Origin of the sequence: Luteolibacter sp. Y139 (assembly GCF_038066715.1) — a bacterium.
Classification (GTDB): domain Bacteria; phylum Verrucomicrobiota; class Verrucomicrobiia; order Verrucomicrobiales; family Akkermansiaceae; genus Haloferula; species Haloferula soli.
Window position 1 is genome coordinate 38,150 of the sequence record NZ_JBBUKT010000006.1, and the last position, 26,128, is coordinate 64,277.

At 60.7% G+C, this 26,128-nt stretch carries 18 protein-coding genes; 9 read left to right on the forward strand and 9 right to left on the reverse strand.

Translation table 11 applies throughout. From position 1 onward, the window contains the following. Positions 1-116 precede the first annotated feature (116 nt). Positions 117-3,590 carry an ELWxxDGT repeat protein gene (locus tag WKV53_RS15780; RefSeq protein ID WP_341405738.1) on the forward strand — a complete coding sequence of 1,158 codons (3,474 nt, stop codon included), beginning with the start codon at positions 117-119 and terminating at the stop codon, positions 3,588-3,590. A 14-nt stretch (positions 3,591-3,604) separates the two neighbouring features. Continuing rightward, the gene (locus WKV53_RS15785) at positions 3,605-4,231 is read left to right on the forward strand and encodes a proprotein convertase P-domain-containing protein (protein WP_341405739.1); all 627 of its coding nucleotides are present in this window, start codon (positions 3,605-3,607) and stop codon (positions 4,229-4,231) included. 11 nt (positions 4,232-4,242) lie between these two features. Here WKV53_RS15785 and WKV53_RS15790 read toward each other — a convergent pair whose 3' ends face one another. Both WKV53_RS15790 and WKV53_RS15795 read right to left on the reverse strand, forming a co-directional pair. Next, positions 4,243-5,556 carry a DUF1552 domain-containing protein gene (locus WKV53_RS15790; protein WP_341405740.1) on the reverse strand — a complete coding sequence of 438 codons (1,314 nt, stop codon included), beginning with the start codon at positions 5,554-5,556 and terminating at the stop codon, positions 4,243-4,245. After that, a complete protein-coding gene (locus tag WKV53_RS15795; protein WP_341405741.1) occupies positions 5,553-7,853 on the reverse strand; it encodes a DUF1592 domain-containing protein in 2,301 nt (766 codons plus the stop codon). The genes WKV53_RS15790 and WKV53_RS15795 overlap by 4 nt, the downstream gene beginning before the upstream one ends. A gap of 149 nt (positions 7,854-8,002) precedes the next feature. Here WKV53_RS15795 and WKV53_RS15800 point away from each other — a divergent pair, with 149 nt between their 5' ends. From WKV53_RS15800 to WKV53_RS15810, 3 genes are all read left to right on the forward strand, one after another. Continuing rightward, complete coding sequence (locus WKV53_RS15800) at positions 8,003-8,836, forward strand: oxidoreductase (RefSeq protein WP_341405742.1); 834 nt, start codon at positions 8,003-8,005, stop codon at positions 8,834-8,836. A gap of 81 nt (positions 8,837-8,917) precedes the next feature. Beyond that, entirely contained in the window at positions 8,918-9,541 is a 624-nt protein-coding gene (locus tag WKV53_RS15805; protein ID WP_341405743.1) for a hypothetical protein, read from the forward strand. 90 nt (positions 9,542-9,631) lie between these two features. Beyond that, a complete protein-coding gene (locus WKV53_RS15810; protein WP_341405744.1) occupies positions 9,632-14,299 on the forward strand; it encodes an error-prone DNA polymerase in 4,668 nt (1,555 codons plus the stop codon). A gap of 73 nt (positions 14,300-14,372) precedes the next feature. Here WKV53_RS15810 and WKV53_RS15815 read toward each other — a convergent pair whose 3' ends face one another. Further along, on the reverse strand, positions 14,373-15,185 hold the full coding sequence (locus WKV53_RS15815) for a sugar phosphate isomerase/epimerase family protein (protein WP_341405745.1): 813 nt from the start codon (positions 15,183-15,185) through the stop codon (positions 14,373-14,375). 100 nt (positions 15,186-15,285) lie between these two features. On the opposite strand from WKV53_RS15815, the gene WKV53_RS15820 reads away from it, so the two are divergent. Genes WKV53_RS15820 through WKV53_RS15835 form a run of 4 tightly spaced genes read left to right on the forward strand, consistent with a single transcriptional unit; the run spans position 15,286 to position 19,230 of the window. Further along, on the forward strand, positions 15,286-16,233 hold the full coding sequence (locus WKV53_RS15820) for a dihydrodipicolinate synthase family protein (RefSeq protein WP_341405746.1): 948 nt from the start codon (positions 15,286-15,288) through the stop codon (positions 16,231-16,233). Between the two features lie 6 nt (positions 16,234-16,239). Further along, a complete protein-coding gene (locus tag WKV53_RS15825; RefSeq protein WP_341405747.1) occupies positions 16,240-17,226 on the forward strand; it encodes a LacI family DNA-binding transcriptional regulator in 987 nt (328 codons plus the stop codon). Further along, complete coding sequence (locus WKV53_RS15830; RefSeq protein ID WP_341405748.1) at positions 17,223-18,035, forward strand: sugar phosphate isomerase/epimerase family protein; 813 nt, start codon at positions 17,223-17,225, stop codon at positions 18,033-18,035. Before WKV53_RS15825 ends, WKV53_RS15830 begins: the two co-directional genes overlap by 4 nt. Positions 18,036-18,078: 43 nt before the next feature. After that, on the forward strand, positions 18,079-19,230 hold the full coding sequence (locus WKV53_RS15835) for a Gfo/Idh/MocA family protein (RefSeq protein ID WP_341405749.1): 1,152 nt from the start codon (positions 18,079-18,081) through the stop codon (positions 19,228-19,230). Positions 19,231-19,365: 135 nt separating this feature from the next. Here WKV53_RS15835 and WKV53_RS15840 read toward each other — a convergent pair whose 3' ends face one another. From WKV53_RS15840 to WKV53_RS15865, 6 genes are all read right to left on the reverse strand, one after another. Next, entirely contained in the window at positions 19,366-20,631 is a 1,266-nt protein-coding gene (locus WKV53_RS15840; protein ID WP_341405750.1) for a hypothetical protein, read from the reverse strand. A gap of 111 nt (positions 20,632-20,742) precedes the next feature. After that, positions 20,743-22,152 (reverse strand): sensor histidine kinase, encoded by a 1,410-nt coding sequence (locus WKV53_RS15845; RefSeq protein WP_341405751.1) that lies wholly within the window; start codon positions 22,150-22,152, stop codon positions 20,743-20,745. Beyond that, positions 22,149-22,799 carry a response regulator transcription factor gene (locus tag WKV53_RS15850; RefSeq protein ID WP_341405752.1) on the reverse strand — a complete coding sequence of 217 codons (651 nt, stop codon included), beginning with the start codon at positions 22,797-22,799 and terminating at the stop codon, positions 22,149-22,151. Before WKV53_RS15850 ends, WKV53_RS15845 begins: the two co-directional genes overlap by 4 nt. 94 nt (positions 22,800-22,893) lie before the next feature. After that, positions 22,894-24,108: an ABC transporter permease gene (locus tag WKV53_RS15855; protein WP_341405753.1), complete on the reverse strand. Its 1,215-nt coding sequence runs from the start codon at positions 24,106-24,108 to the stop codon at positions 22,894-22,896. Continuing rightward, on the reverse strand, positions 24,105-24,815 hold the full coding sequence (locus WKV53_RS15860) for an ABC transporter ATP-binding protein (RefSeq protein ID WP_341405754.1): 711 nt from the start codon (positions 24,813-24,815) through the stop codon (positions 24,105-24,107). The genes WKV53_RS15855 and WKV53_RS15860 overlap by 4 nt, the downstream gene beginning before the upstream one ends. Beyond that, positions 24,812-26,116, reverse strand: a complete 1,305-nt coding sequence (locus WKV53_RS15865; protein WP_341405755.1) for an efflux RND transporter periplasmic adaptor subunit — start codon at positions 26,114-26,116, stop codon at positions 24,812-24,814. Before WKV53_RS15865 ends, WKV53_RS15860 begins: the two co-directional genes overlap by 4 nt. Positions 26,117-26,128 lie beyond the last annotated feature (12 nt).

Genomic DNA, 26,128 nt, shown 5'->3' on the forward strand with positions numbered 1-26,128 from the left:
GGTGTCCTTGGATCCCGCGCGATTTCTCTTCCCTTCATTTGGCCGAGGTTTAACCTATCAGGCTCAAGAGGTTTGTTGAATTTCCGGGAACTTGTTCCCATCCCCCGAAGAGCGTCATGAAATCCGTGTGTCTGTTATGGTTCGCCTGTGTCTTGTCCGTTTCGGGCGCCACTGTGGCTCCAGAGCTCGTGGAGGATATTTATTCCTCGACGCCGACTTCCCACTCATCCCCCGACAAACATTGTGCGGTCGGAAACACCTTGTACTTCATCGCGACCGATCTCACCCATGGCGAGGAGCTCTGGAAAACCGATGGAACGGAGGCGGGTACCGTCCTGGTAAAGGACATCAACCCCGGGGCGGAGAGTTCATCCCCGAACTTCCTGACGGCGGTGAATGGCATGCTGATGTTTTCTGCAAGCAACGGGGTGAATGGCTATGACCTGTGGAAGAGCGACGGGACTGCTGCCGGGACCGTGCGTGTGAGGAACGTGAACGGCCTTGGCTTGAGGCCGACGGGGATCACGGCACTGGGCAACCTCGCCTATTTCGCCGCACAAAGTAATAATGACACCGAGCTGTGGCGATCGGACGGTACTTCTGCGGGCACCGTCCTGGATCGGAATATCGACAGCAGCGGTAGTTCCAGTCCCAGCGGATTTTGCGTCGTGGGAAACACGCTCTATTTCACCGCCACCACGGGCTCCCTCGGGAGGGAATTGTACAAGGTGGGAGGTGGTTCCAGCACGGCCTTGGTCAAGGATATCAATACAGGTACCGGCAATGGTTCGTCTCCTGATCAGCTGGTGGCTTTCGGCGGTGCCTTGTATTTCACAGCTCGGGACGCGACGGGTTTCAGCGGTTTGTGGCGAAGCAACGGAACTTCGGCGGGAACAACCCCGGTCAAGGCAGGTGACATCAACGGCGTCCGGCATCTGGTGGTTACCGGGAACAGCTTGTTCTTCGTCGTGACGGACGATTTGTGGAAGTCGGATGGAACTGTCGCCGGTACCGTCTCGGTGAAACATTTCGAGCCCACGGGCACCTCCTACTTTCCGCCTGAGCAACTGACGCCTTTGGGCAATGATATTTACTTCGTAGCCGATAGCGCGGCGACAGGTCTCGAACTCTGGAAGAGTGATGGCAGTGCCGATGGCACCAAAGTGGTGAAGGATATCGTACCGGGTTCCGCGGGCTCTTATCCCTTCAACTTGAACGTCCTCGGAAACTCGTTGGTATTTTGGGCGAGAGAGGAGGGGACGATCAATTCGTGGATGTGGCGCAGCGATGGCACCGAAGAGGGGACCAACCTCTTCATGAAGATCAAATTCCAGTATGTGATCAGCGCGCAGGCGACCATAGGGAATGTGTTTTACTTTCGCGGCTATGATGACACAGCCGGTGGTGAACTCTGGCGTAGCGACGGAACCCTCGAAGGCACCGTGATGGTCAAGGATATCCTCCAGCCAACGGGCAGTGCTTCGCCGGCAGATCTAGTGAAATTTGCCGGTGGGCTGGCTTTCTCTGCCGACGACGGCGTGCACGGGCGCGAACTTTGGAGAGCGGATACGATGGGGAGCAGCGCGTCCATGATTGCCGACGTGCTGGAGGGGCCGGCCTCTTCGTCGCCGGTGGCCCTGGCAACCCTCAAGGAGCAGCTGTTTTTTGCGACAAACGATGCAGCCAAAGGGAGTGATCTCTGGTCGAGTGACGGAACGGCAGGCGGAACCCGGATGATCAAGGATCTGCCTGACGATGCGGATAACCATCCCATTCGAAAAATCGTGGAAGCGGGAGATTGGGTGTATTTCATTTACCCCGACCGTACGCCGGGTGGGAATCTCTGGCAGAGTGACGGGACGGAGGAAGGAACAAAGCTGGTGCCGGGAGGCACGAATTCATTCCCGAGCCAGCTCACAGCGGTGGGAGGCATTCTCTACTACCTCAACTATAATTCTGTCACCGGACGCGAACTCTGGCGGAGCGATGGGACGTCCGCTGGCACGTATGTCGTGAAAGATAGCTTCCCAGGGTCCGGCGGGGCGGATTCTCCGGCGATCGTTCCGATCAATGGCGTGCTCTACTACGTGGCCAACGACGGGGTTCACGGTGAGGAGCTTTGGCGGAGCAATGGGACAGCAGCGGGTACCTCGATGGTGAAGGACATTTTTCCCGGAAGCAGTGGCTCGAGCATCACCCAGATGGCCGCTGCGGGAGGCATTCTCTATTTCGGTGCGGACAACGGGGTCAACGGAATCGAGCTATGGAAGAGCGATGGTACGGCCGCGGGTACGAGCATGGTTTTGGATATTCGCAGCAATCTCCCCAGCTTCTCTTCTTCACCGAGTCTGCTCACCGGAGCGGGGAATACAGTCTTTTTCACCGCCAACAATGGTATCAACGGCGTGGAACTCTGGAAAAGTGACGGAACGGGCGTGGGAACCGTGCTCGTGAAGGATATTCGCCCGGGCGCGAGCAGCAGCTCAGACATTTCGGGAATTACGGCGGTGGACGGTCACGTCTACTTTCGTGCCAATGACGGGATTGCCGGAGACGAGTTGTGGATCAGCGATGGCACGTCGGCGGGGACCGTTGTAGCAGCGGATCTCACTGGGGATTCTGGAAGTTCGATGCCGTCGAACCTCTACTTCACCGGCAAGCGTTTGTTCTTCACTGCCGTCAGCAATGAATTCGGAACCGAGCTTTATTCCATTCCCGAGGGGCGTGAGATCGAAGTGAGGAATCCTGATGGGATGCCATTGGCAGATGGAAGCGGAAACGTGGATCTCGGGTCACCTCTCACGGGAGCCCCTTCCGGCCCGCGAGCTTTTACCATTATCAATAACGGCGGCCTGCCGCTTCAGGTCGCGGGTGCTTCTGCAAATGGGGCAAACTCCGGCGATTTCGCAGTCGATGCCGCGACCTTGCCCACGACGCTGCAGCTTGGGGCGTCCGCAATGATTTACGTCAATTTCACTCCGGGCGCACCGGGCAATCGGAGCGCGGGGCTATCGATTGCCAGCGAGGATCATGACGAAAGTCCCTTTGATGTCGCACTGAAGGGATACGGAAATACCGCTCCTGCTTTTGGAGGCTATTCGTTCCCTGCTTCCAACGGCCCCGCGCGAATTTCCGTCGCGAAGCTTCTCTCCAAAGCTTCCGATGTGGATGGTGATGCACTGTCCATCCGCTCGGCAGGACCTGCGTCGGCAGGAGGAGGGAGCATCGCACTGGACGGTGGAAGTCTCGTCTATACTCCGGTCGCCGCTTCTTCTGGATCCGACACGTTCGAAGTGGTGATTAGCGATTCCCGGGGCGGCACGGTGGCCGGCGTGGTCACAGTTGTTTCTCCGGCCGTTGGTTCCGGCATATCCACCACCAATCCTCCGAAGATCGAAGTTCTTCCGGGCGGCGGTGTCTCAGTGGCGTTCCACGGCATTCCTGGCCGTACCTATTCGATCGAAAGATCCACGGACATGAATAGCTGGGTGACCGTCGCGTCCTTGCCTGCAGGAGCCACCGGCAAGCTAGAATGGGTGGATGCCGACCCGCCGAAGCCGAATGCCTTCTATCGCCTGACTACCCCATGACCCTGACTCTCCCCATGAAAGCTCTCATCTGCTCGCTTGCCGTGGTTCCCCTGATGGCTTCGGGTGCAACCATTGTCGAGTCACACGTGTTTTCGGTCAGTACGGTGATACCGGACAATAGTGCGATCGGAGTGTCGGACTCACGTGTCTCGGTATCCGATATCGAGTCGATCACCAGCGTCGAGTTGACGCTGGTCACGAGTGGAGGATGGAATGGAGACCTGTACGTCTATCTACTTCATGGGAGTGGCTTTTCGGTGCTCCTCAACCGAGCTGGCAGGACGCTCTTAAACCCTGATGGGGCGGCATCGTCTGGCATGGTGCTGACGTTCTCGGATTCGGCAAGTGGTGACGTGCATGCTGGAATTGCGGCTTCGGGTGTTGCGAGCGGAACCTTTCAGCCAGATGGCCGGGAGACTGATCCTGCGAACGCGCTCGATACTGACAGCCGCACGGCGCTGCTATCATCCTTCGGCGGGCTGAATGCAGACGGTGAGTGGACTCTTTTTGTGGCGGACGCCGCCACCGGCGAAATTGCGACTTTTGAGAGTTGGACGCTGACCCTGACCGGAGTGCCGGAGCCATCCTCGGCCTTGCTTGCGGGGCTTGGTTGTCTGATGGCATTCAGGCGCAGACGCTGAGACCAAACCGGTCATGAAAGCATCAGCGGTCCGCCTTCACAGAACTTTTGCTGGCCGAAGACGGGGATGTGATGGCCGAAGGCGTGGGCGATGGAGAGCCAGAGGCGGTTGTGGGTGACGTTGTCGAACTGCATGGCTTGGCCGGTCTTGAAGCCGAGTCCGCCGCCGAGGAGGACGAAGGGGATGTTGTCGAGGGAGTGGCTGTTGCCTTTGCCGAGTTCGTTGGTCCAGACGATGGTGGTATTGTCGAGCATGGTGCCCTGGCCGCCGGGTTCGGGAATGCTGTCGAGCTTCTTCGCGAGATAGGCGAGCTGCTCGCAGAGCCAGATATTGATCTTCACCAGTTTTTCTTGTGCTCCGGCATTGCTGTCCGGCTCGTGGGAAAGTCCGTGGTGATCCTCGTTAATATCCAGCCAGCGCATGCGGGCTTGGCCGACGCTGTTGGTGTATTGGAGCGTGGCGACGCGGGCCATGCCATTGGCGAAGGCGTTCACCAGCAGGTCCGCTTGCATGGTGCTGATCTTCGGGATGCCATCGTTGTCGAGGGCGACACCTGCTTCCAGCGCGGGGGGAGGGAGGAGGAGATTCTGGGTGCCGCTGCTTTGGAGATCCTTCTCCATCTCGCGGACGAAGGTGGCGTGTTTTTCTAACAGATCCTTTTCCTCTCGGTCGACATTGGCGGCGATGGTGCGCAGGTCATCGCGCACTTCATCGAGCACGCTGCCGAGGTTTTCCCGGTCCTTCGTGCTGCCGTAGAGTTTATCGAACAGGGAGTAGGGATCGCTGTTCGGGGCGAGCGGCTGATTCGGGCCGGCGTAAGATTCTCGGGTCCATGGGTCGGCCCTGTTAGGAACGGCGACGCCGACTTCCAGCGAGCCGAAGCGGGTTGCGGTCTCGGGGCGGGCCTGGAGGAAATTCCTGATCTCCTGGTCGATGGAGATGTTACGGGCCCAGCCGGCGGGTTTGTCGCTGCCGCCCTGGATATTGCCGGGTAGAAGCTCATCGGCGGTGAGCAGGCAGCTGATGCCGCGCATGTGGCCATCACCATCGCCGCGGACCTTATTGTGCACGCCCTTCAGGGTCATGAGGCGCTTCTTGAAGGGCTCGAGCGGCGCGAGGATGCGCTTGAGCTGGAAGTCCGGTCCCGCTTGATCCGGCCAGAACTCTTGTGGGATGGTGCCGTTCGGCGTGAAGAGGAAGATGATGCGCTGCATCTTCGAGCCGGGCGCGTCTTGCGCGAGCGAGGGCAGCGATGGGAGGAAGGGCAGGGCAGCGGCGGACAGGCCGAGCTGGCGGAGGAAGTGGCGGCGGGTGGTCGTGTTCATCGGCTGGCTTGGTCAGGGCTGGCAATGCCGTGGCGAGCGGTCAGTGCATTGATTTCGACGAGGAGTTGCCGGATTTGATGGCCGGATGCGGTGAAGGTGGCATCGAGCTTCGTCACCGTGTCGTAGCCATACACGGCGGGATTCTGCTTCAGCTCGTATTGGAGAAGTTGGCGGATGAAACCGCGGCGCGCGCCGTCGGATTCCACGGCGTGATTTGCCAGATCGCGAGGACCCTTTAATCGCAGTGTTTCACCTTCGAGCGTATGATAATCGGCCTCGGGGTCGATGGGGCGGTCACCCTCGGTGGTGCGGTAGCGGCCCACGGCATCGAAGTTCTCCAGGGTGAAGCCGAGCGGATTGATCGTCTCGTGGCAGGTCATGCAGTTCGCGTTCCGCGTCATCTCGGCGACCTTCTCGCGCATAGTCATCTTTGGATCGAACTTGTGGTTCTCGAAGGCGATCGCTTCGGGCGGTGGCTTGAGGATGCCGCCCAGTACATTGCGCGTGACGAAGACGCCGCGGTGGATGGGCGAGGTGCTGTCGGGATGGGCGAGGCGGGCGAGCAGGTAGGGATGCGTGAGCACGCCGGCGCGTTGGGCGGGATCGAACTTCACCGGTTGGAAGCCGCCGCCTTCCGGCATGGGAACGTCGTAGAACTTCGCCAGGCGGTCATTGAAGAGGAGGTAGTCTGCTTGGATCAGTTCGCGGTAGTCGGACTTCTCGCTCCACACGACCTGCTCGACAAATAGCTCCAGCGAGCGCCGGAGGTCGGCGACCAGTGCGGCATCGAAGCCGGGGTATTCCTTTTCGTCCTTCCGCAGCAGGTCGCTATCGGCATCAAGCTTCAGCCAGCGTTGGAAGAAGGCATTGGCCTTTGCCTTCGCCCGCGGGTCGGCGATCATGCGCTGGGCTTGGGCTTTCACCTGCTCCTGCGTGTGGAGCTGGGCGTTCTTCGCCGCGTCTAGCAAAGGCTGGTCCGGTAGCGAATCCCATGCGCCGAGTGCGAGCCGCGAGGCGACGGTGTAATCGTCCTTTTCCTTGCCGAGTTCCGGATAAAGGAAGCGTGGCGACTTCAGGATGAGGATGACGGCGCGCTTTACCGCTTGCTCCGGAGCGATGCCATCGGCGAAGGGGTGCTCGACGTAGAGCTGCTGCATTTCATCGGTCAACGGGCGACGGAAAGCTCGCTCGGCGAAGGTTGCGATGAAGGCCTTCAGTTTCGCCGGACGCTCGGGGTCCTCGTCCTTCGTCTTGCTCAGGAAGGGCAGGCGGGAAAGCACTTGGTTCGCCACCTCGATCGCTGCGGTGGTGGTGGCCTCGTGCCAATCCTTCGAGATGCCGGTGCCGCGTTCATAGCCTTCGCTGGCGTCGTCGGCAGGGAAATCCGTGCTGACCACGGCGATCCGGACGGCGCGTGATGGTGAAAGATACGGTGCGCGTAGTACTTCCCACTCGCCGCGCGGGGCCTTCCACTCGAGGCGGACCATGCCGCGCTTGTCCTGATACTTGAAGTAGTCGAGCCGGAAGGGATAGCTGCGGCCGCCGAGCAAGAAGACGCGCGCCTTTGACTCGCGGACCTCGGCGCCGGAGTTGACCCAGGCATCGATCAGGGCGGGCTGGCGCTTGGCACCGCTATCGTCGCGGAAATTCCCGTCGCCTTCCTGTTGGTCGCCATTGAGGTAGAGGCGGGCACCATTCGGGGTGACCAGCTTGAACTCATACCAGCCGGTCGCGGGTGCGAGGAGCGAGCCGTCCCACGCGACCGAATACTGGTCGGCCTTCATGCCCTCGGCCGGCGGCCCTTCGCCGAAGTCGAAGGCCAGCTCGCGGTCCTCGCGTTCGAGCGCCTTGCGGGCCTTCTTGTTCATGCCGTCGGAGTCGAAGTACTGCGCCTTCAGTCCGCGGCCTTCGCCGGGCTGGGCCGCTTGGCCGAAGCTGCCTAACAGATCCGCCACGGACTCGCGGAACTGGCGGTTGGTGAGGCGTGCGAAGGCGGGCTTCGGCGGTGGTGTGTTTTTTGCCCGCGCTTCGTCTGAGTAAAAGGCACGGTAGATGAACTCGGCGACCCGCTGGGATTCCTCGGCATTCAGGATCTCCGGTTTGTCCTCCGGCATCTTGCGGTCGATGTAGCGCGCGAGTGAAGGCAGCGCGCGCTCGCCTTGCAGGGGCTCGTCCACTTCATCGGGATTTCCCTCGCCGTGCTTGCCGTGGCAGGAGGCGCAGTGCTCGGCGTAGATCGCTTCACCGGTCAAGGGGGCAGGTGCTTCCTGCGCGAGCAGGCAGCCTGTCAGTCCCATGACAATGGAGATCCGGAACACTTCCCGGATACGTCACCAAAGGGCCGCTTTTTCGATTAATGTGAAGATCGGGCGACAACAGGCGGATTGACGGTTTCTCCGGGCATGTTGGATGCTCCGCATCGTTTCAAAGGAACGAGATCAAAAGCATGAATTCTCAGGGCAAAGTATGGTTGGTGACGGGAACTTCTTCCGGTTTCGGGCGGCGGATTGTCGAAGAACTCATCGCTCGCGGCGAGCAGGTGATCGCGACGGCGCGTGATCCCCGTGCGGTGGAGGATCTGGTGGCGCTGGCACCCAATAACGTGCTGGCGCTCCGGCTGGATGTCACGAAGGCGGAGGACATCCGTGAGGCCGTGGCGGCGGCGGTGGAGCGGTTCGGGAGGATCGATGTGCTCGTGAACAACGCGGGCTACAGTGTGGTCGGAGCCGTGGAGGAAACGGGGGAGGAGGATCTCCGGCATATCTTTGAGACGATGTTTTTCGGCGCGGTGGCGATGACCCAGGCCGTATTGCCGGGGATGCGCGAGCGGGGTTCGGGCACCATCGTGCAAATCAGCAGTGTGGGCGGTTTCATCACCGCTCCCGGATTCGGGCCTTATTGCGCGGCGAAGCACGCGCTTGAGGCGCTTTCCGAGGCCTTGGCGGCGGAGGTGCAGCCCTTCGGGATGCGGGTGCTGATTGTGGAGCCCGGGGCATTTCGCACGGAGCTTTTTGGATCCGCTTTCCGCAGCATGCCTGAGATGGAGGTCTATGCTCCGACGGTGGGGGCGACGCGGAATTATGCTGCGCAATCCGCCGGGACGCAGGCGGGCGATCCCGTCAAGGCGGCCAAGGCAATCCTTGATGCGGTGGCGGCGGGGTGTCCTTCGCTGCGGTTGCCACTGGGAGCGGATGCGATCCACGGAATGCGGGCAAAGCTCGCCCAAGTGGCCGCAGACGTGGACTGGAATGAGGCGATTGCCGCTGCCACAGCCTATTGAAGAGCAAGCGGCGGAGAGCGGTGGCAAGGGGTGGTGAAACTGTTCGATTGAACATTTAAAAATTTCCCCTAGCTTGCCCGCATGGCTGCCGCCGTGATCGAGCAACTGCGCAAGCAACTGCGGGAGAAATTCCCGCAGGCTCATGTCGCGCCGCCGATTGCCGCCGAAAAGCCGCCCCTGACACAATCCCTCGATCCCGGATTCTTTCCGCCGGGGGAAATTTCAGAAGTGGTGGGCTCCGGCCTCGGTTTGCTGGTAGCGGGTCTCTTGGGCGAGCCACAGGAAATGGCACCTCTGCCGGATTTCATTCTCATTGATGGAGGTGATCAGTTTGATCCTGCATCTTTCACGCCCGAAGCCTGTTCGCGGTTGGTCTGGGTTCGTTGTGGCACGGCGGCTGAAATGTTGAAGGCAACGGATCTAGTTGTTCGAGATGCGAACATTCCTTTTATCCTGCTGGATACCTGTGGCATCGGTCGCAGGGAATTAAGATGCATCCCGGCCCCGGCGTGGTGGCGGCTGAAACTGGCGGCTGGAACAGGAAATTGTCGCCTCGTCGTCATGTCACCCTTCGCTCAGGTGCCGTGTGCAGCGGTGCGCGTGGTGCTGGATAGTTGGGTGAGGCTGAGGGATTTCGAGCTTCCTCGCCGCGAACTCGTAGCGCGGCTGCGCATGGTGCCGGTGAAGATGAAGAGAGTGAATTGAAACGTCGTGTTCGCAGCCCTTCATCTTCCTGATCTCACTGTGATGGCTGCTATGCGAGCCTGTCCCGGGGCGTGTAGGAAGCCGTGCGCCGTGTTGGAAGCAGATGTCGATCCTGAGGCGATCTTGGAGAAGGTGAAGCTGCAACTCCAAGCGGTGAACGACGTTGCGCGAGAGACTGGAATCGGTCCCGGCTGGCCGCTCAATCGTGCTCTCGTCCGCTGTCCCGATTTGAAGGTGCTGACACCGGATCCTGAGGGCGAGGCGCAATTGCTGGGAGAGATGATTGCGCAAGCGGAAGGCATCACGCCGGATCTGGAAATCGCGTGCAAGGATACGCTTTTGCTGGATCTATCGCGCACGTCTTCACGGCATGCGGCACGCTTGAGTGAATTGGAAGTGGCGGATGTTTGGCCACTGCATGCGAGGGCGGCCACGCCGGACCTCGCTCGCCTCGCGGTAAGGCATGAGGACTGCCACGAACGCTTGGTCACCTCGCGGGATATCGCCAGATTACCTCTAGGACTGCTGCATTTTCTACCGGGTGGCGGTGAATTCCTGCCACTGCTGAAGGATTGGGGCCTCTCGAAGCTCGGGGACTTCATGGAGCTTTCACGACAGGATCTGACTGCTCGTCTGGGACCTCAATCGGGTGCCTGGCATGACCTGCTTCATGCCAAGACTTGCCGCCTGTTGCGGCTCCATCGGCCGCCGGAGAGCATGGAGCAGACCATGGACTTTGAGGAGCCGGTGACTGCGACCGAACCGCTGGTGTTTGCTTTCAAGCGCTTGCTGCATGCGCTTTCCGCCCGCTTGGCGGCCCGGTATGTGGCCGTGAAGACTTTGAGGATTATCTTCCATCTGGAACGTGGAGGAATCTTTTTCCGGGAGATCCGGCTGCCCGAGCCGCGGGTGGAGGAGGGGGAGTTGCTCAGGCCGATTCAGGTGCTGCTAGATTCGCTGAAGACCGGTAGTAGCGTGGCGGGCATTACGCTCGATGTGGAAACCACGCTGCCGACCTCGGCGCAGCGCGATTGGTTCATCCGCCAGCTCCCACAACCGGAGCGTTGGACGGATACATTGGCGCAATTGGAGGCTCTGTTAGGTCCCGGGAAGGTGGGTATTCCCGTGCCGCCTGCGAGCCATCGACCGGATGATTTCAAGCTGCACGTTGCGGATGGAAGCATGCCGGCCTCTTCGAATGGCTTCTTTCCTCCAAGCTCCTTGCCTTTGCGCCGTTTTCGCCCTGGTGTGTCAGTGATAGTCGCCGCCGACGCCAATCCCAGCCAACCACGGCCACTTGCCGTGCTAACTGGTCCCTATCGGGGGCAGGTGATGGAAAGCCGTGGTCCCTTTGGAGCTTCCGGCCACTGGTGGGACGTCCATCCTTCCTGGCAACGGCGCGAATGGGATGTGCGCCTCGCAGGTGATCATCTTCTGCGTCTCGCTTTTACGCCGCCGGACCGATGGTCGATCGATGGGCATTATGAGAAAGAGGATGACCTTGGGATGCCTGATGCGAAGGAGAATGCAGCAGCGGTTGTCTCATCTGTCGCTCAGTTGAAAAAGAGAATGCGGCCATTCGTGGAGTTCCATGCCCGATCGGCGTTCTCTTTCCTGAGGGGATCGAGTAATCCGGAACAAATGATCCTCCAGGCAAGGGAAGTGGGCTTGGATGCGATTGCGATTACCGACCATGAAGGCTTTTACGGCTCACCTCGAGCTTACAAGGCCGCAAAGGAGTTGGGAGGGATTCGCGCCATTACTGGTGCTACCTTGGAGATGGATGGAGCCCAAGTTCCGGTTCTATGTGCCACACAGGAAGGTTACAAAAGCTTGTCCCGGCATCTCACCAACCGGCATCTCAAATCGATCGTTGCCCACGGAGATCTGAATGACGGGAGATTGATCGCCCTTACCGGTGATCGCGAAGGGCCTTTGATCCGGCATCTGCTACGCGATGACAAAGAGGCTGCATTGAAAGCGGTGAATGCCTTGATCGACACCTTTGGCCACGGCAACGTGTATGTGGAGATCCATCGGCATAGCCTTCGGGATGACGGCAAGCTGAACCGCTATCTGGTGGATCTTGCCCGTCACCTCCGTCTGCCTCTGTTGGCGAGTAATGCGCCCCTTTATGCAAGGCGGGAAGACCGTTTGTTGGTGGATGCCTTCACTTGCCTGAGGCATCATACTTCTCTGGACGCTGCAGGACTCTTGTTGGAGTCAAATGGAGAGCGCCATCTCAAATCGCCTCAAAAGATGGCGAGGCTTTTCCATGATCTTCCGGAAGCATTGGAAAACACGGCCAGACTTTCAGACCGGATTGGCTTTGCCTTGGAGGATATGGGATACCAGTTCCCTCATTTGACCGATGAAGCTGGGGGGCTCTTTATCGAGCAAGAACAGGAACAGCTATTGCGGGAACGTTGCCGCGAGGGCGCGATTTGGCGTTATGGGAAATGCGACGGGAAGGTCAGGAAGCGCTTGGAAAAGGAGATCTCGCTCATCTGCCGGCTCGGGGTTGCCGGCTATTTCCTAATCGTTCAGGACATCGTCTTGTACGCTCGGCGCGAAAACATCCTTTGCCAAGGCCGGGGGTCTGCCGCAAACTCGGTGGTTTGTTTCGTCCTGGGCATCACGAATGTCGATGCCGTGAAACAGAAGTTGGTCTTCGAGCGCTTCCTTTCCGATCCACCTGAGGGGAAGAAAAAGGAGATTGTTTGGCCGGATATCGACATTGATTTCCCATCGGGCGACCAACGGGAAAAGGCGATCCAATATGTCTTCAACAAGTACGGCGCCCGCGGTGCCGCCATGACGGCAAACGTCATCACCTATCGGCCCCGCTCGGCTTTCCGGGAAATGTCCAAGGTGCTTGGTTTCCCTCCTTCAATCGCAGACCGCTTTTCCACGATGGGGGGATCTCCCGAATACCAGCGTTGGGAAGAGAAGCAGGAAGAAATCGGAGTGCCCGAGGAAGAGAAGAAAAGAAGGGAAGAGGAACGACGGCATGAAGCATTTGAAGAGAGCATGGCGAGCTTGTTGCCGCCCTCTCATCCGCGCCTAGCCGCTCTTGAAAAGTTATATCATGCAGTGCTGGGGTTGCCGAGGCATTTGGGGCAGCATTCCGGCGGCATGGTCATTTGCGCGGGAGGCTTGGATGAAGTGGTGCCTATCCAGCCTGCCAGCATGCCGGATCGAACCATTGTTCAGTGGGACAAGGACGATTGTGAGAACCTGGGTCTGGTGAAGATTGACCTGTTAGGTCTCGGCATGTTCGCCGCGATGGAGAACATGATCGAGATCTGCAAGCGCAGGAATGAGCATGTGCCTCTGGATGAAATCCCGCTGGATGATCCGAAGGTCTACGACATGCTGCATTGCTCGGATACGATCGGGACCTTCCAGGTGGAATCGAGGGCTCAGATGGCGACCTTGTCCATTCTCAGACCAGAGAGCTTTTACGAGATTGCCATCCAGGTTGCCATTGTCCGGCCGGGGCCGATTGTGGGAGATCTTCTGAACCCTTATTTGAGAAGGAGAAACGGCCGAGAAAAGCCCGATTGCATTCATCCGAAACTGGAGAAGGCGTTGGGTCGGACCCTCGGCGTGCCTCTATTTCAAGAGCAGGTGCTTCAGATGGGAATGATCATTGCCGGATTCGATACCACCGAAACCGCAGAATTGCGGAGGGCGATGTCCTTTCACCGCTCTCATGAACAAATGGATCGCGTGACCGCGAAATTGCACCATCGGATGACAGAACGTGGGATTCCATTGGATGTTCAAGAGAAAGTCATCCGGGCCACTGAAAATTTCGCCGAGTATGGTTTCCCCGAAAGCCATGCCCTGTCATTTGCCGCAGTCGCTTACTGGTCCTGCTGGTTCAAGGTCCATCACCCTGCAGCTTTCTACACCGGCTTGATTAACAACCAGCCGATGGGCTTTTACTCCACTCATTCCTTGATCCAGGATGGCAAGAGACACGGCATTCGGTTTTTGCCAGTTTCATGCGTGCACAGTCTTATGGTCACGGATGTGGTGGATGAGAATGTGATCCGTCTCGGCCTGCATCGTCTTCAGGGGATTTCCAAGGAAACGCAGGAGAAGATTGTGGAGGAGAAGACCAGGGAGCCCTTTGATTCCTTGGAGGATTTTCTCTATCGCGTCGTTCCTAATGCCAGAGAGCGACGGATTCTGGCGAAGTCGGGGGCGTTGAATGATCTGCCGAAAGCGGGGCATCGGCGGAAAGTAATGTGGCAAGTGGAGCTGCCTCTGTATGGCGATCTGTTAGGCGGTCAAGAGGAGGCTTCCGAAGATGCTCTTGCTGCGATGACCATGCCTGAGCGCCTTGCCGCGGATCTTTCAATCCAAGGAGCTTCTACTGGTCCGCATGCCATGAAGCTGTGGCGGAGGAGCCATGCTGAGATGGGGCTGGTGAATGCGCGGGATCTCCAGAGCTTGCCGCATGGGATGCCGGTGAGGGTGGGGGGCTTGGTGATTTGCCGTCAGCGTCCCGGGACGGCGAAGGGGCATTGCTTTATTTCGTTGGAGGACGAAACGGGGATCTCGAATCTCTTTGTGAAGAAGGAGAACTTCCAACGGATGCGGCTGACTATTGTCAGCGAGCCTTTTCTGATGGCGACGGGGCGGGTGCAGATTGCCGAAGGGGGGATGCGGACGGTTTATGTGGATGAGGTGTTTCCTTTGCCGGGGGCGGAGCCGGTTCATGCGGCGGAGTCGCATGATTTCCACTGACGCGGGGGAATGGAGTGCCGGGCTGGCGAACTTACCATCCAAGCGGGATGAATCCCGCGCTCCCAGTGAAGAATCAGGCAAAGAAGCGGCGCAGGTTGGTGAGACTTTCGGTGGCGATGGCTTCGGGGGTGGGGGTATAGTCGAAGACTTCGACCGAGACCCAGCCGTCGTAGGATGTTTCGCGTAGGGCTTCGACGATGGGGGTGTATTCCACCTCGCCCATGCCGGGGCCGCGGAGGTTGGGGTCGTTGGCGTGGAAGTGGACGGTCCAGTCCTTGCTCTCGCGGATGACTTGGCCGATGGACTTGTCCTCGTAGCTCATGGCCTTCACGTCGATGTGGAGCTTGCAGGCGGGATGGGCGACGGCTTCGCAGAGGCGGATGGTCTCGGCGGCGGTGGTGAGGAAGTTGGTTTCGACGTGGCCGAGTGGCTCCATGGCGATGGTCACGCCGAGCGGTCCGCAGTGTTCGGCGGCGGCGCGCAGGACTTCGGTAGCGCGGGCGAAGGCGTCGTCGTAGTTCCAGGCGGGATCGAGCGAGCGTTGCATCGGGCTGCCCCAGACCATGATGGTGCCGCCCATGGCGTGGCAGAGGTCGGCGAGGTGCCTGGCGTGGTCGGCGGTTGCTTTCCGGATGGCGTCGTCCGGGGTGGTGAGGTGGAAGCCGGTGGTTTTTGCCAGCAGCCAGTGGAGTCCGACGACTTCCATGCCGGCGTCGCGGACTTGATTTCCCAGGGCTTTCGCGTCCGACGTGGTGAGGGTCCGGACGTCATCGGCCAAGGTGAATGGGGCGATCTCGAGGCCTGTGTAGCCGATCTTGGCAGCGATGGCGGCGGCTTCGGAGAGGGGGATGGAGCCGAAGGTCTCGTTGCAGATGGCGTAGCGCATGACGTGAGAAAAGGCAGTCAACCGGCATGGCGCAATGCCATGGATGGGTAGGTGAGAAAAGCTTGCAGGGTTGAATTTGCATGCAAATAGTGACCGCGTCATGTCGCTTGAGACCCGCCACGCTGCCAAACGCTTCCGCCGCAAGATCACCGGATACGCCGCCTGCCTGCTGCCCTTCGAGGCCGATGGTTCGATCGCGCGCAGCGCCTTTCAAGCGGCCGTGGCCCGCACAACGGATGCCGGCCTTGGCTGTGCGGTGAACATGGACACCGGCTACGCGAACTACCTGACCGCTGCCGAGCGCACCGAGATCCTGGGGCTTACGAAAGAGGTGATTGCAGGCCGCCGCGATTTCGTGGCTGGGGTTTTCGTAGAAGGCGTGGAAGGGGAACTCATCGATCTCTACCGCCGTCAGATGGATGAGATCGTGTCTTTCGGTGGCACGCCGATTCTTTTCCAGACGACTCGCTTTCACGACTGGGCTCCGGCGCAGATCGTCGAACTCTACGCGAAGGTCTGCGAGGGCCACGAGTCGGTCTTTGGCTTCGAGCTGGGGAAGATGTTCGCGCCGAATGGGATGATCTACGACGAGGAAACCATCCGCGGGCTGATGACGATCCCGGCGCTGAAGGGGATCAAGCACTCGTCGCTTGACCGCGGCAAGGAGCTGCGGCGGCTGGAGATCCGCGATGAGGTGCGGCCGGAGTTCATGATCTTCACCGGCAACGACCTGGGGATCGACATGATCGAATACGGCTCCGATTACCTGCTCGGTCTCGCGGCCTTTTGTCCGGAGAAATTCGCCCTGCGCGACCAATATTGGCTGGATGGCGACGATCGCTATGCCGAGCTCACGGATGCGCTGCAGTATCTTGGCAATGTCGGTTTCCGTGCGCCGGTGCCGGCCTACAAGCACAGCTGTGCGGTCTTCCAGCATCTCATCGGCCGCATTCCGACTTCTGAACCGCACCCGCTCTGCCCGCGCCGCCCGGATTGGGAAGCTGGCATCATTGAGGATTGCGCCAAGCGCCTCGGCTACGATCTCTAATAGACCATGCCGACGATCGACGACATCGCCCGTGAACTGGGTATTTCCTCCGCAACCGTTTCGCGCGCGCTGAATGGCTCGCGGTTGGTCGGCGTGGAAGTGCGGGAGAAGGTCGCCGAGGTCGCGAAGAAACTGGGCTACGAGAAGCGCAGCATCCGCCGTCACCGCGGGCGTGGCATTCTCAGTGTGAAGCTGGTCCTTCCGCGCCATGCCGAGCCGGAGCGGGCGCTGTTCTATGATTTCGCGGCACTCATCGAAGGGCTGCGGCGTGGCTTCACTCTGTGCGGATTGAATCTGTTGTGTGAGATCAACTCGCCGGACTTCGAGCCCTATCCGCACAAGAAGGGTGGGGATATCGATGCGTTCGTTTTCGCTTTCCAGCGTCCCAGCCAGCAGACGCTGAAAAGCCTGCGTGATCATGGGACGCCCTTCGTAGTCCTCAACCGTTCGATCCCGGGGCTGCCCTGCGTGGCTTCCGATCATGCGGCGGGGATGCTGGATCTGCTGGATCATCTCCGATCGGTGATGAGCGAGATACGGCCGCGCTTCGTGTCGATCGAGGGCCTCGGCCAGATTCATGAGGAGCGGCTCGATGGTTTCGTGCAGGCATGCGTCCGTCGCAATATCGCGTTTGATCGCGAGAAGGACACCGTTGCCTTCAGCGACATCGCTTCGATCCAGTCCGCCAAGGTCGCTGCCGCGGCGAAGGGAGCGAATGTGCTGGTCTGCGTGAACGACATTGTCGGCACGGTGGTGCTGACCGAGCTTGATCGTCTTGGGATTTCGGTTCCGGGCGAAATCGCGGTGACGGGCTTCGATGATTCGCCGGTGCGCCGGTTGTCCCGTCCGCTTCTCACCACCGTCAGCCTACCAGTCGAGGAACTGGCCCGCTATGCGGCGACACGCTTGCAGGCGGAGATTATCGAAAACGAGGCACCTGCCGCCTTGTTGCGGGTCGCCGGCCATCTTGTTCCCGGAGAATCCACTCCATGAGTCCCGACCGCCTCGCCATCCACACCTTCACGAACAAGCCGTGGTCGATCCACGAGTGCTTGGAAAACTATGCACGACGTGGGATTGGCGGCGTTTCGATCTGGCGCGAGACGGTGGCCGGCCATGACCTCGCGAAGGTGAAGAAGCATCTCGATGACAGCGGCTTGAAGCCGGTCAGTCTGGTGCGCGGTGGGTTCTTTACTGGAAAGGATGCGCCGACCCGTGAGGCGGGCATTGAAGCTAACAGGGATGCCTTGCGTGAGGCCGAGGCGCTTGGTCTGCCGATGATCGTCCTCGTTTGTGGGGCGACGCTTGGGCAGACGCCGGAGGAGAATCTGGATCAGATTCGCGATGGGATTACCGCGTTGCTGCCGCAGGCGGAGAGCGCGGGCATCCGGCTGGCCATTGAACCGCTGCACCCGATGTATGCCGGGGATCGCTCAGCCGTTGCCTCGATGCGGGATGCGAACGAGCTGGCTGAGTCGCTGGGTCATCCGCTCGTCGGCGTGGCGCTTGATGTTTTCCACGTGTGGTGGGAAAGCGGTCTCGAAGCGCAGATCCAGCGCTGTGCTGCTGCGGATCGTTTGTTCGCGTTCCACGTCTGCGAGTTCAAGCCGGACTTCGATCACGTCTTGCTCGACCGCGGCTTGCCCGGAGAAGGGGTGAATGCTTCTGCGCGCATTGCGAAGATGGTGCAGGCCGCCGGTTTCGATGGTCTCACCGAGGTTGAAATCTTTTCCCGAAAATATTGGGCCGAGAACCAGCACGACTTTCTGGAGAAGATCGTGGTGAGTTGCGCGGACCTTTGAATCCAAACCACGGAATCGCCGTGGTCCCTTTGATTTTTGATTTATGAAGACCAAGAAGCTCGGAATCATCCTCAATGGCGTCACCGGACGCATGGGCACCAACCAGCACCTCGTGCGCTCCATTCTTGCGATCCGTGAGCAGGGCGGGGTGGTGTGTGGCGATACGTTGGTGATTCCCGATCCGATTCTCACCGGACGCAATGAGGACAAGATCCGCGCGCTGGCGACGAAGTATGGCGTGGAGCGCTACACTACGGATCTCGATGCCGCGCTGGCCGATCCGCACAATGAGATCTTCTTCGATGCCTCCGGCACGCCGTATCGCATCGGTTTCCTGGAGAAGGCCATCGCTGCGGGGAAGCACATCTATTGCGAGAAGCCGACTGCGGTTAGCTTTGATGAAGCGCTGCGCATCGCCGTGGTTGCCGAGAAGGCGGGCGTGAAGAACGGAGCCGTGCAGGACAAGCTGTGGCTGCCCGGCCTGCGGAAGTATCAGCTTCTGAAGGAGCAGGGTTTCTTCGGGAAGATCCTCAGCGTGCGCGGTGAATTCGGCTACTGGGTTTTCACGGGCGAGCATCAGGGCCAGCCGATCCAGCGGCCGAGCTGGAACTACCGCAGCGAGGATGGCGGCGGCATGATCGTGGACATGCACTGCCACTGGCGCTACGTGATCGACAATCTCTTCGGGAATGTGACCCGTGTCTTCTGCAAGGCGGCCACCCACATCGAGGAGCGTGTCGATGAAGACGGCAAGCCCTTCAAGTGCACGGCCGATGATTCCGCCTATGCGCTGTTCGAAACGGACACCGGGATCATCTGCCAGTTCAATTCCTCATGGAATGTCCGCGTTCGTCGCGATGATCTGCTCACGATGCAAGTCGATGGCACCGAAGGCTCGGCCATCGTCGGCCTCCGGAAGTGCTGGGCGCAGCACCAGAGCACGACGCCGCGTCCGGTGTGGAATCCGGACATCGACAGTCCGATCGACTACTACGATCGCTGGGTGGAAGTGCCGGACCAACTCGCCTTCGAGAACGCGTTCAAGATCCAGTGGGAGCTCTTCCTCAAGCATGTCGTGAATGACGAGCCGTTCCGCTGGACGCTGCGCGAAGGAGCCAAGGGCGTGCAGCTTGCCGAGCTGAGCTGGAAGTCCCACGAGACCGGTGCGTGGGTGGATGTGCCGGCGATCGGGTGAAGGGGGGCGAAGAAGACGCGCCGCTACATCATGGCATGTAGCGGCGTTGAGGTGATCCCGGAGCACGATCTCACGATGCGGCTTGTTGCCGCCAGTTAGCGACGGTCATAGACGTGCCGCTATATTGGAGGACGCTTACTGCGTGGCTTGGCGCGGGCGATTGAGCCGCTCGACGAGTTGCGGAGGAAGCTGCTGGGAGTTGCTGGCCATCCACTGCCGGGCGGCGGGTTCGTCGCGGCGCATCCAGTCATTGAGGTAGCGCCAGTAGTAGCCTTGCTTGCGATTTTGGTCGCTGAGCTGGGAGACGAAATTGAGCGAAGATTCCGGCGAGCTGCGGAAGCTTTCCTCGATGTATACCTGACGGGCACCATCGAGATCCGGGTTCTTGCCCAGGCTGGCGAGCCACTGGCCTGCGGCGGCGGGGTCCTGGCGGGCAAACTGGCGAGCGACGCCTTCGGCTGCCTCCGTTCGAGTATCTTCCGGCAAGTGCTCCACCCAGGTGCGGGCGGAGGCGAGGTCTTGGCGAGCCCAGGCGTCGGAGACGGTTTCAGAGACATCGCGGCGGGTGTTCACGTCGGTGATGGCGGCGTTCCACTGTCCTGCTTGGGCGGGATCGAGGCGAGCCATGTCGCGGGCCAAGTCGCGCGATGCCTGATTGCGGAGATTGTCATCCGTGAGGCCGGAGAGCCATGACGCCGAGTAGTCGAAGCCGAACTGCGTGACGTAGGGCTTCATCGCATTGATCGCCTCGTCGCGGGTGCGGCCTTCGAGTTGGGCAAGGTAGTCACGGGCAAGCAATGGATCGGAGGCGGCGATGCCACGGGTGGCGCCAAGCAGCCAGTTGTTCACGTCGCCTTCGTCGGGAGCGGTGGCGGCCCAGGCAAAGGCAGCTTGCGGATCATTGGCGGCCCAAGTGGAGAGTGCGGTTTCGCGTTCCCAATCGTTCGCGTTGCCCTGTTGGAGGAATGCGACGGCGCTGTTTGGGTCACGCTCGGCCCATGCCTGGAGGATCAGCGAGCGCTCGGCTCCGCGCAGCTCGGCGGAGGGAGAATTGCGAAGCTCGTCGTAAACGCCGGCAAATTGGTCGGCTGGCAGGCGGTCGAGGAAGGCGAGCAGCCGTTGGGTGCGGTCGAGACGGCTGGTGACGCCGAGGATGGACTTGAGATCCCGGTCGACGTTTTTGGTGGCATCGCGGCCTTCGCCGGCGCGCTTGCGCTCAAGGCGCTCTGCCAAGCTCATGCCCGCGGTACCTTTGCTTGATCCGCGGCCATCGGCTCCGCTCCCGTCGGCGGCGGTGCCGGATGCGTCCGGAGCGCTGATTCGTCCGATCATGACGCCGGCGCCCAGCGCCAAGGCGAGACCACCGGCGCTCCAAATCATTTGGGATTTTTTCGGATTCATCGTGAGGAGAGGTAAGCTTCGGAAGCGGCGGATGTTTCAAGCGACGTCGCTTTTCAACTGCTTTTGCAGGAATTGAGAGGCGCTGGAGCAGAAAATGTTCCCGCTGATGCGCTACGGGAGGACCACGCGGAAGGTCGTGCCCTTGTCGCTGGTGACCTCGATCCGGCCGCCGTGGTTCTCGACGATGGTCTTCGCGATCGCCAGGCCGAGGCCGGTGTGGCCGTTGATTTGGCCACGCGCGGAGTCGGCGCGATAGAAGCGGTCGAAGAGTCGCGGCAAATGTTCCGCGGAGATGCCGGGGCCATTGTCGGAAACTTCCAGCACCGTGCCGTCTTCATTCACCGAGGTCTTCAGGATGACGGTGCTGCCCGACGGGGGGTGGATGAGGGCGTTGGAGAGCAGGTTCTGAACGACCATCGCCAGCGAGTGAGGATCGCCCTTGAGCGGGGCGGGGGAAATCTCCCGCTGCACAGTGATCGAGTGCTCGTTGGCGAGCGGTTGCAGCAGATCCGCCACCCCGGTGGCGATGTCGGCGAGGTCGCAGGCCACAGGGTCGAATTTCGAGGCAGGCAGATCCTGGCGAGCCAGCACTAACAGGGACTCCACCAGCGCCCGCATCCGCTCGGCGGCGGTGCGGCAGTTGGCGAGGATCTCGCGATATTGCTCGGGCTCACGCTCACGTTTGAGAGCCCGCTGCGTTTCCGAGAGGATGATGGTGACCGGCGTGCGCAGCTCGTGCGAGGCATCGGCGGTGAAGCGCTTCTGGCGTTCGATCGCCGCGGAAAGACGCTCGAAGGTGTCATTCAGCACATGACCGAGGCGGTCGAGTTCGTTGTCGGTATTGGCGATCTGGATGCGCTCGTCGAGATTGCCGGCGGCGATGCGTGAGGCGGTGCGGCCGATGGTGTCGATCGGCTTCAAGGCGCGACCGGCAAGCCACCATCCGCCGCCGAGGCCGGCGAGCCATAGGGCTCCGCCTCCCAAGGCTAACAGCACGCCGAAGTTTCGCTGTTCCCGCTGTTCCTCGCTGATGTCGCGACCGACGATCGAACTCATGCCCGAAGGCTGGACCCGGTGTTGTTCGCGCCGGTGATCTTGTTCGACGTATTTTGTGGAGCCGTCCTTCGGACCGCAGGGTGGCTTGAGATCGTCGGGCGAATTGGCGGAGATGAAAAGCGGCGAGCCATCGCTGTCCCAGCACGCAAGGTAGCTGCCTCCATTGGCTCCGGAGAAAAGCGCGTGGAGTTCCGGCGGGAACTTCGAGACGTCTCCGGGATTGAGCAGGCGCTCGCGGATTTCATCGAGGCTAGGCGGCTCGTCCTTGTTCGGCAGCGGACGCGAGGCGAAGAGGCTGCGGAAGAAGGTGCCTTGGAAGCCGCGGATCTCGCGGTCGATCTGGACGGTGCGATCGTTTGAGGTCAGGCGGAACGACAGCAAGCAGAGCCCCGTGATGAGACACAGCAGGATGAGCGCGTACCACAGCAGGAGCCACCAGCGGACCGATTGGAAGAGCCGCTTCATTCGATGCTGTAGCCGTGGCCGCGGCGGGTGGAGATGAAGCCGGCGCCGAGCTTCTTGCGAACGTTCGAGACGTGGACGTCGAGCAAGTTGGAGAGCGTGTCGTCGCTCTCGTCAAAAAGGTGTTCGTAGAGTTCCGTGCGGCTGACCACGCTGCCGCGATGAAGGGCGAGGTATTCGACCAGCCCATACTCGCGCGGGGTGAGCGAGACGATTTCGCCTGCGCTGCGGACCTGGCGCAAGGCGGTGTCGATCTCCACGCCATCGATTTCCAAAGAGCTCGTCCCAAGCCCCGAGCTGCGACGGATCAAAGCCCGGAGGCGGGCAAGGAGTTCCTCGAAATCGAAGGGCTTGGTCAGGTAGTCGTCGGCTCCGGCATCGAGGCCGCGGATGCGATCGGGCACGGCATCGCGCGCGGTGAGCATCAGGACCGGCGTCTTTTTCTCACGACGGAGGCGGGCTAACAGCTCCCAGCCATCGATGCCCGGCAGCATGCCATCGAGCACGATGCAGTCGTAGTCGGTCTCGCGGGCTTTCGCCAATCCCTCCTCACCATCGATCGCGGTGTCGACCGCATACTGCTCCTCCCGCAGCCCTTCACTCAGGCTGTGGAGCAGCAGTGGATCGTCCTCGATGACCAGCAGGCGCATTTGGAGATGGTAGATGGAAGATGGTGGATCGTAGATGGAAAGGCCGGAAGGCAGAAGGTTGTTCAACTACCATCTGCCATCTGCGATCTCCCATCTATTCATGACGCAGTGCCTCGATTGGATCGAGACCCGCTGCACGGCGCGCGGGCATGAAGCCGAAGAGGATGCCGATGGCGGCGGAGAAGATGAAGGCGATGCCGTTGATCTTGGGATCGAAGGCGAAAGGCGCACCCACGAGCGTGGCCAGCCAGACGCAGAGTCCGTAGGCCAGCGCAATGCCGCACAGTCCGCCGACGCAGGAGAGGGTCACGGCTTCCACCAGGAACTGGAGCATCACCTCGCGGGCTCGTGCGCCGATGGCCATGCGGATGCCGATCTCGCGGGTCCGCTCGGTCACCGAGACCAGCATAATATTCATGATGCCGATGCCACCGACCAGCAAGCTGACGCCGGCCACCGCGCCTAACAGCGAGGTCATGACCTTGGTGCTGGAGCTGACCGCGTCGGCGATCTGGCGACTGTCGAAGGCGGAGAAATTGTTCTGCTGATTGTGGCTCAGGTGGCGTCGTTCGCGCATCAGCGAATTCAGGTCGGCCACCACCGCTTCGCTCGGGTAGCCGTCCTCGGTGGAGATCATGATTTGGCCGAGGTTCTGTTTCGACATCTGTCCGTTCAGGCGCCGTTGCAGGGTGGTGATGGGGATGATGATGTTGTCATCGAGGTCATCGCCCCAGCCTGCCTGGCCTTTCACCGTGGTCACGCCGATCACGGTGACGGCGGTGTTTTGCAGACGGATCTTTTTGCCGAGGGCGTCCTCCTTGGGGAACAGCTCCTTGCGGATCGTCTCGCCGATCACCGCGACGGTCGCGCCATCCACGACTTCTTCATCGGTGAAGAAGCGTCCGTCGGCGATCTGCCAGTTGCCGATCGGGAAATAGGACGGGGTGGTGCCCTGAACATCGGTCTGCCGTGCTTCCTCATCGGAGATGGCCTGGACACTGGTATTGGACATGGGGGCGATGGCCCGGATGCCGGGGACCTGATCGCGGACGGCATCCAAGTCTTGCTGGCTGAAAAGGGCGGCGGATTGAGGGCCCCATCCCTGGCCGGGACGGAGGGTGAGCAGGTTGCTGCCCACCTTCTCGATCTGTGACTTCACCGTTTGCGTGGCCCCGCGGCCAAGGGTGACGAGGGTAACCACAGCGGCGACTCCAATGACCACACCGATCACGGTGAGGAAGGCACGCATCAGGTTGCGGCGGATCTCGCGCAACGCGATGATAAAGGCGTTCCAGAACATGCTCATCATCGCGTTCTCGGGGTGCGGTTGGTGTTGATGTCGTCCGAGCCGATCAAGCCGTCGCGGACGTGAACGATTCGTTTTGCGTAGTGCGCCACTTCATCCTCGTGGGTGACCATGATGACGGTGATGCCCAAGTCGTCGTTGAGGCGGCAAAGGAGCTCCATGACCTCGAGCGTGGTCTTCGAGTCCAGGTTGCCGGTTGGTTCGTCGGCGAAAAGCGTGCCGGGATTGGTCACGATTGCCCGGGCAATGGCGACGCGCTGCTGCTGGCCGCCGGAGAGTTCGGCGGGCGTATTGCGCTCCTTGTCCGGCAGGCCGACGCTGGCGAGGGCCTTGCGTGCCATCTCGTGGCGTTGCTTGCGCGTGTAGCCGCGGTAGAGCAGGGGAAGCTCCACGTTCTCCAGCGCGGAGGTGCGGGCGAGCAGGTTGAAGCCTTGGAAGACGAAGCCGAGCGCGGTGCGGCGCAGTAGCGAGCGCTGGTCCTTGTTGAGCGTCTCTACTCCCACACCTTCGAAGCGGTAGCTGCCGGTGCTCGGCGTATCGAGACAGCCTAACAGATTCATCAGGGTCGATTTGCCCGAGCCGCTGGGTCCCATGACGGCCAGGAACTCGCCGCGGGCGATGTCCATGTCCACGCCGCGCAACGCCTGGAACGCGGCATCGCCACGCCCGTAGGTTTTGGTCAGGCCGCGCAGTTCGATGAGGTTGCTCATGACTTCATCGGAGGCTTGGCGCTGACGATGATGTCCGCGCCTTCGGAAAGTCCTTCGCCAGTGATCTCGGTGTCATTGCCATCGGTGAGCCCCGTCGTGACCTTGATCTCGAACGGCTCGCCACTCTTCAGCACCCAGACACTGGTGTCTTTCTTCTCCGGGCCGGTGGGAAGTCCGCCGTTGGCACCGCGGCCCCAGCGTCGTCCGCCCCCGGGCGAGAGCTGCTGGACGATGGTGCGGTCGCTTTCTTCCACCTTGCCGAGTTTCTTTGCCGCCACGGGATCGAAGCGGAGCGCTGAGTTTGAGACGGAGAAGATGTCCTGCTTCCGCTCGATGAAGATGTCGGCGGTCGCCGTCATGCCGGGGCGCAGGCTGAGGTCGTCATTATTCACCTCCAGCTCGGTGCTGTAGGTCACCACGTTGTTGGTGATGGTGGAGCCGTAGAAGACCTTCTTCACGGTCGCGTTGTAGACGCGTTTCGGCCATGCGGAGACTTTGAACTCAACGGCCTGGCCTTTTTCTACGCGGCCGATGTCGGACTCCGCGACTGCCACGACGAGTTCCATCTTCCGCAGGTCTTCCGCGATAGTGAAAAGCTCCGGTGCGGTGAAGGAGGCGGCGACGGTTTGGCCGACCTCCAGCTTGCGCAGCAGGATGGTGCCATTGACGGGCGAGCGGATCACGGCCTTTTCCAGGTCGCGCTCGTTCGACTTCACGTTTGCATCGGCCTCTGCCACGGAGGCCTTCGAGCTTTCGAGATCTGCCTGGGCCCGCTCCATGGTGGCCACCGAGGTATCCATGTCTGCCTTCGATGGAGTCTGGCCGCCGCTTAGCTTGTGCAGTTCTAACAACCGGCCGTGTGATGCCTCGCTTTCGCGCAAGGTCGCCTCGGCCTGATTGACGCGGGCCTTGGCGGAAAGCAGGGCGGCGCGGGTGCGTTCGGTCTGCTGGGTCAGCTTGATGGTGTCGAGCTTCGCGAGCTGCTGGCCCTTGGTCACGGTGTCATTGGTATCGACGAAAACCTCGGCGACGGTGCCGGACAATTCGCTACCGACGATGACCTGATTGGTCGGAGCCAAGGTGCCGGTGGCGGTGATCTCGATGGAGATTTCGCCGCGCTCCAAGGGCTTGGTCACGTATTCGGGGCCGGTCTCGGCCTTGCTGTTCTTCTTGTAGTAGTAATAGCCGCCGCCACCCAGTGCGGCAACGATCAGGGTAATGATGATCCACTTGCGGATCGGCCGGGATTTGCCCTGCTCCAGCACGGTAGCGAGGTCTTGCGATGAATCGGATGGCTTCATGAAGAAATGGGT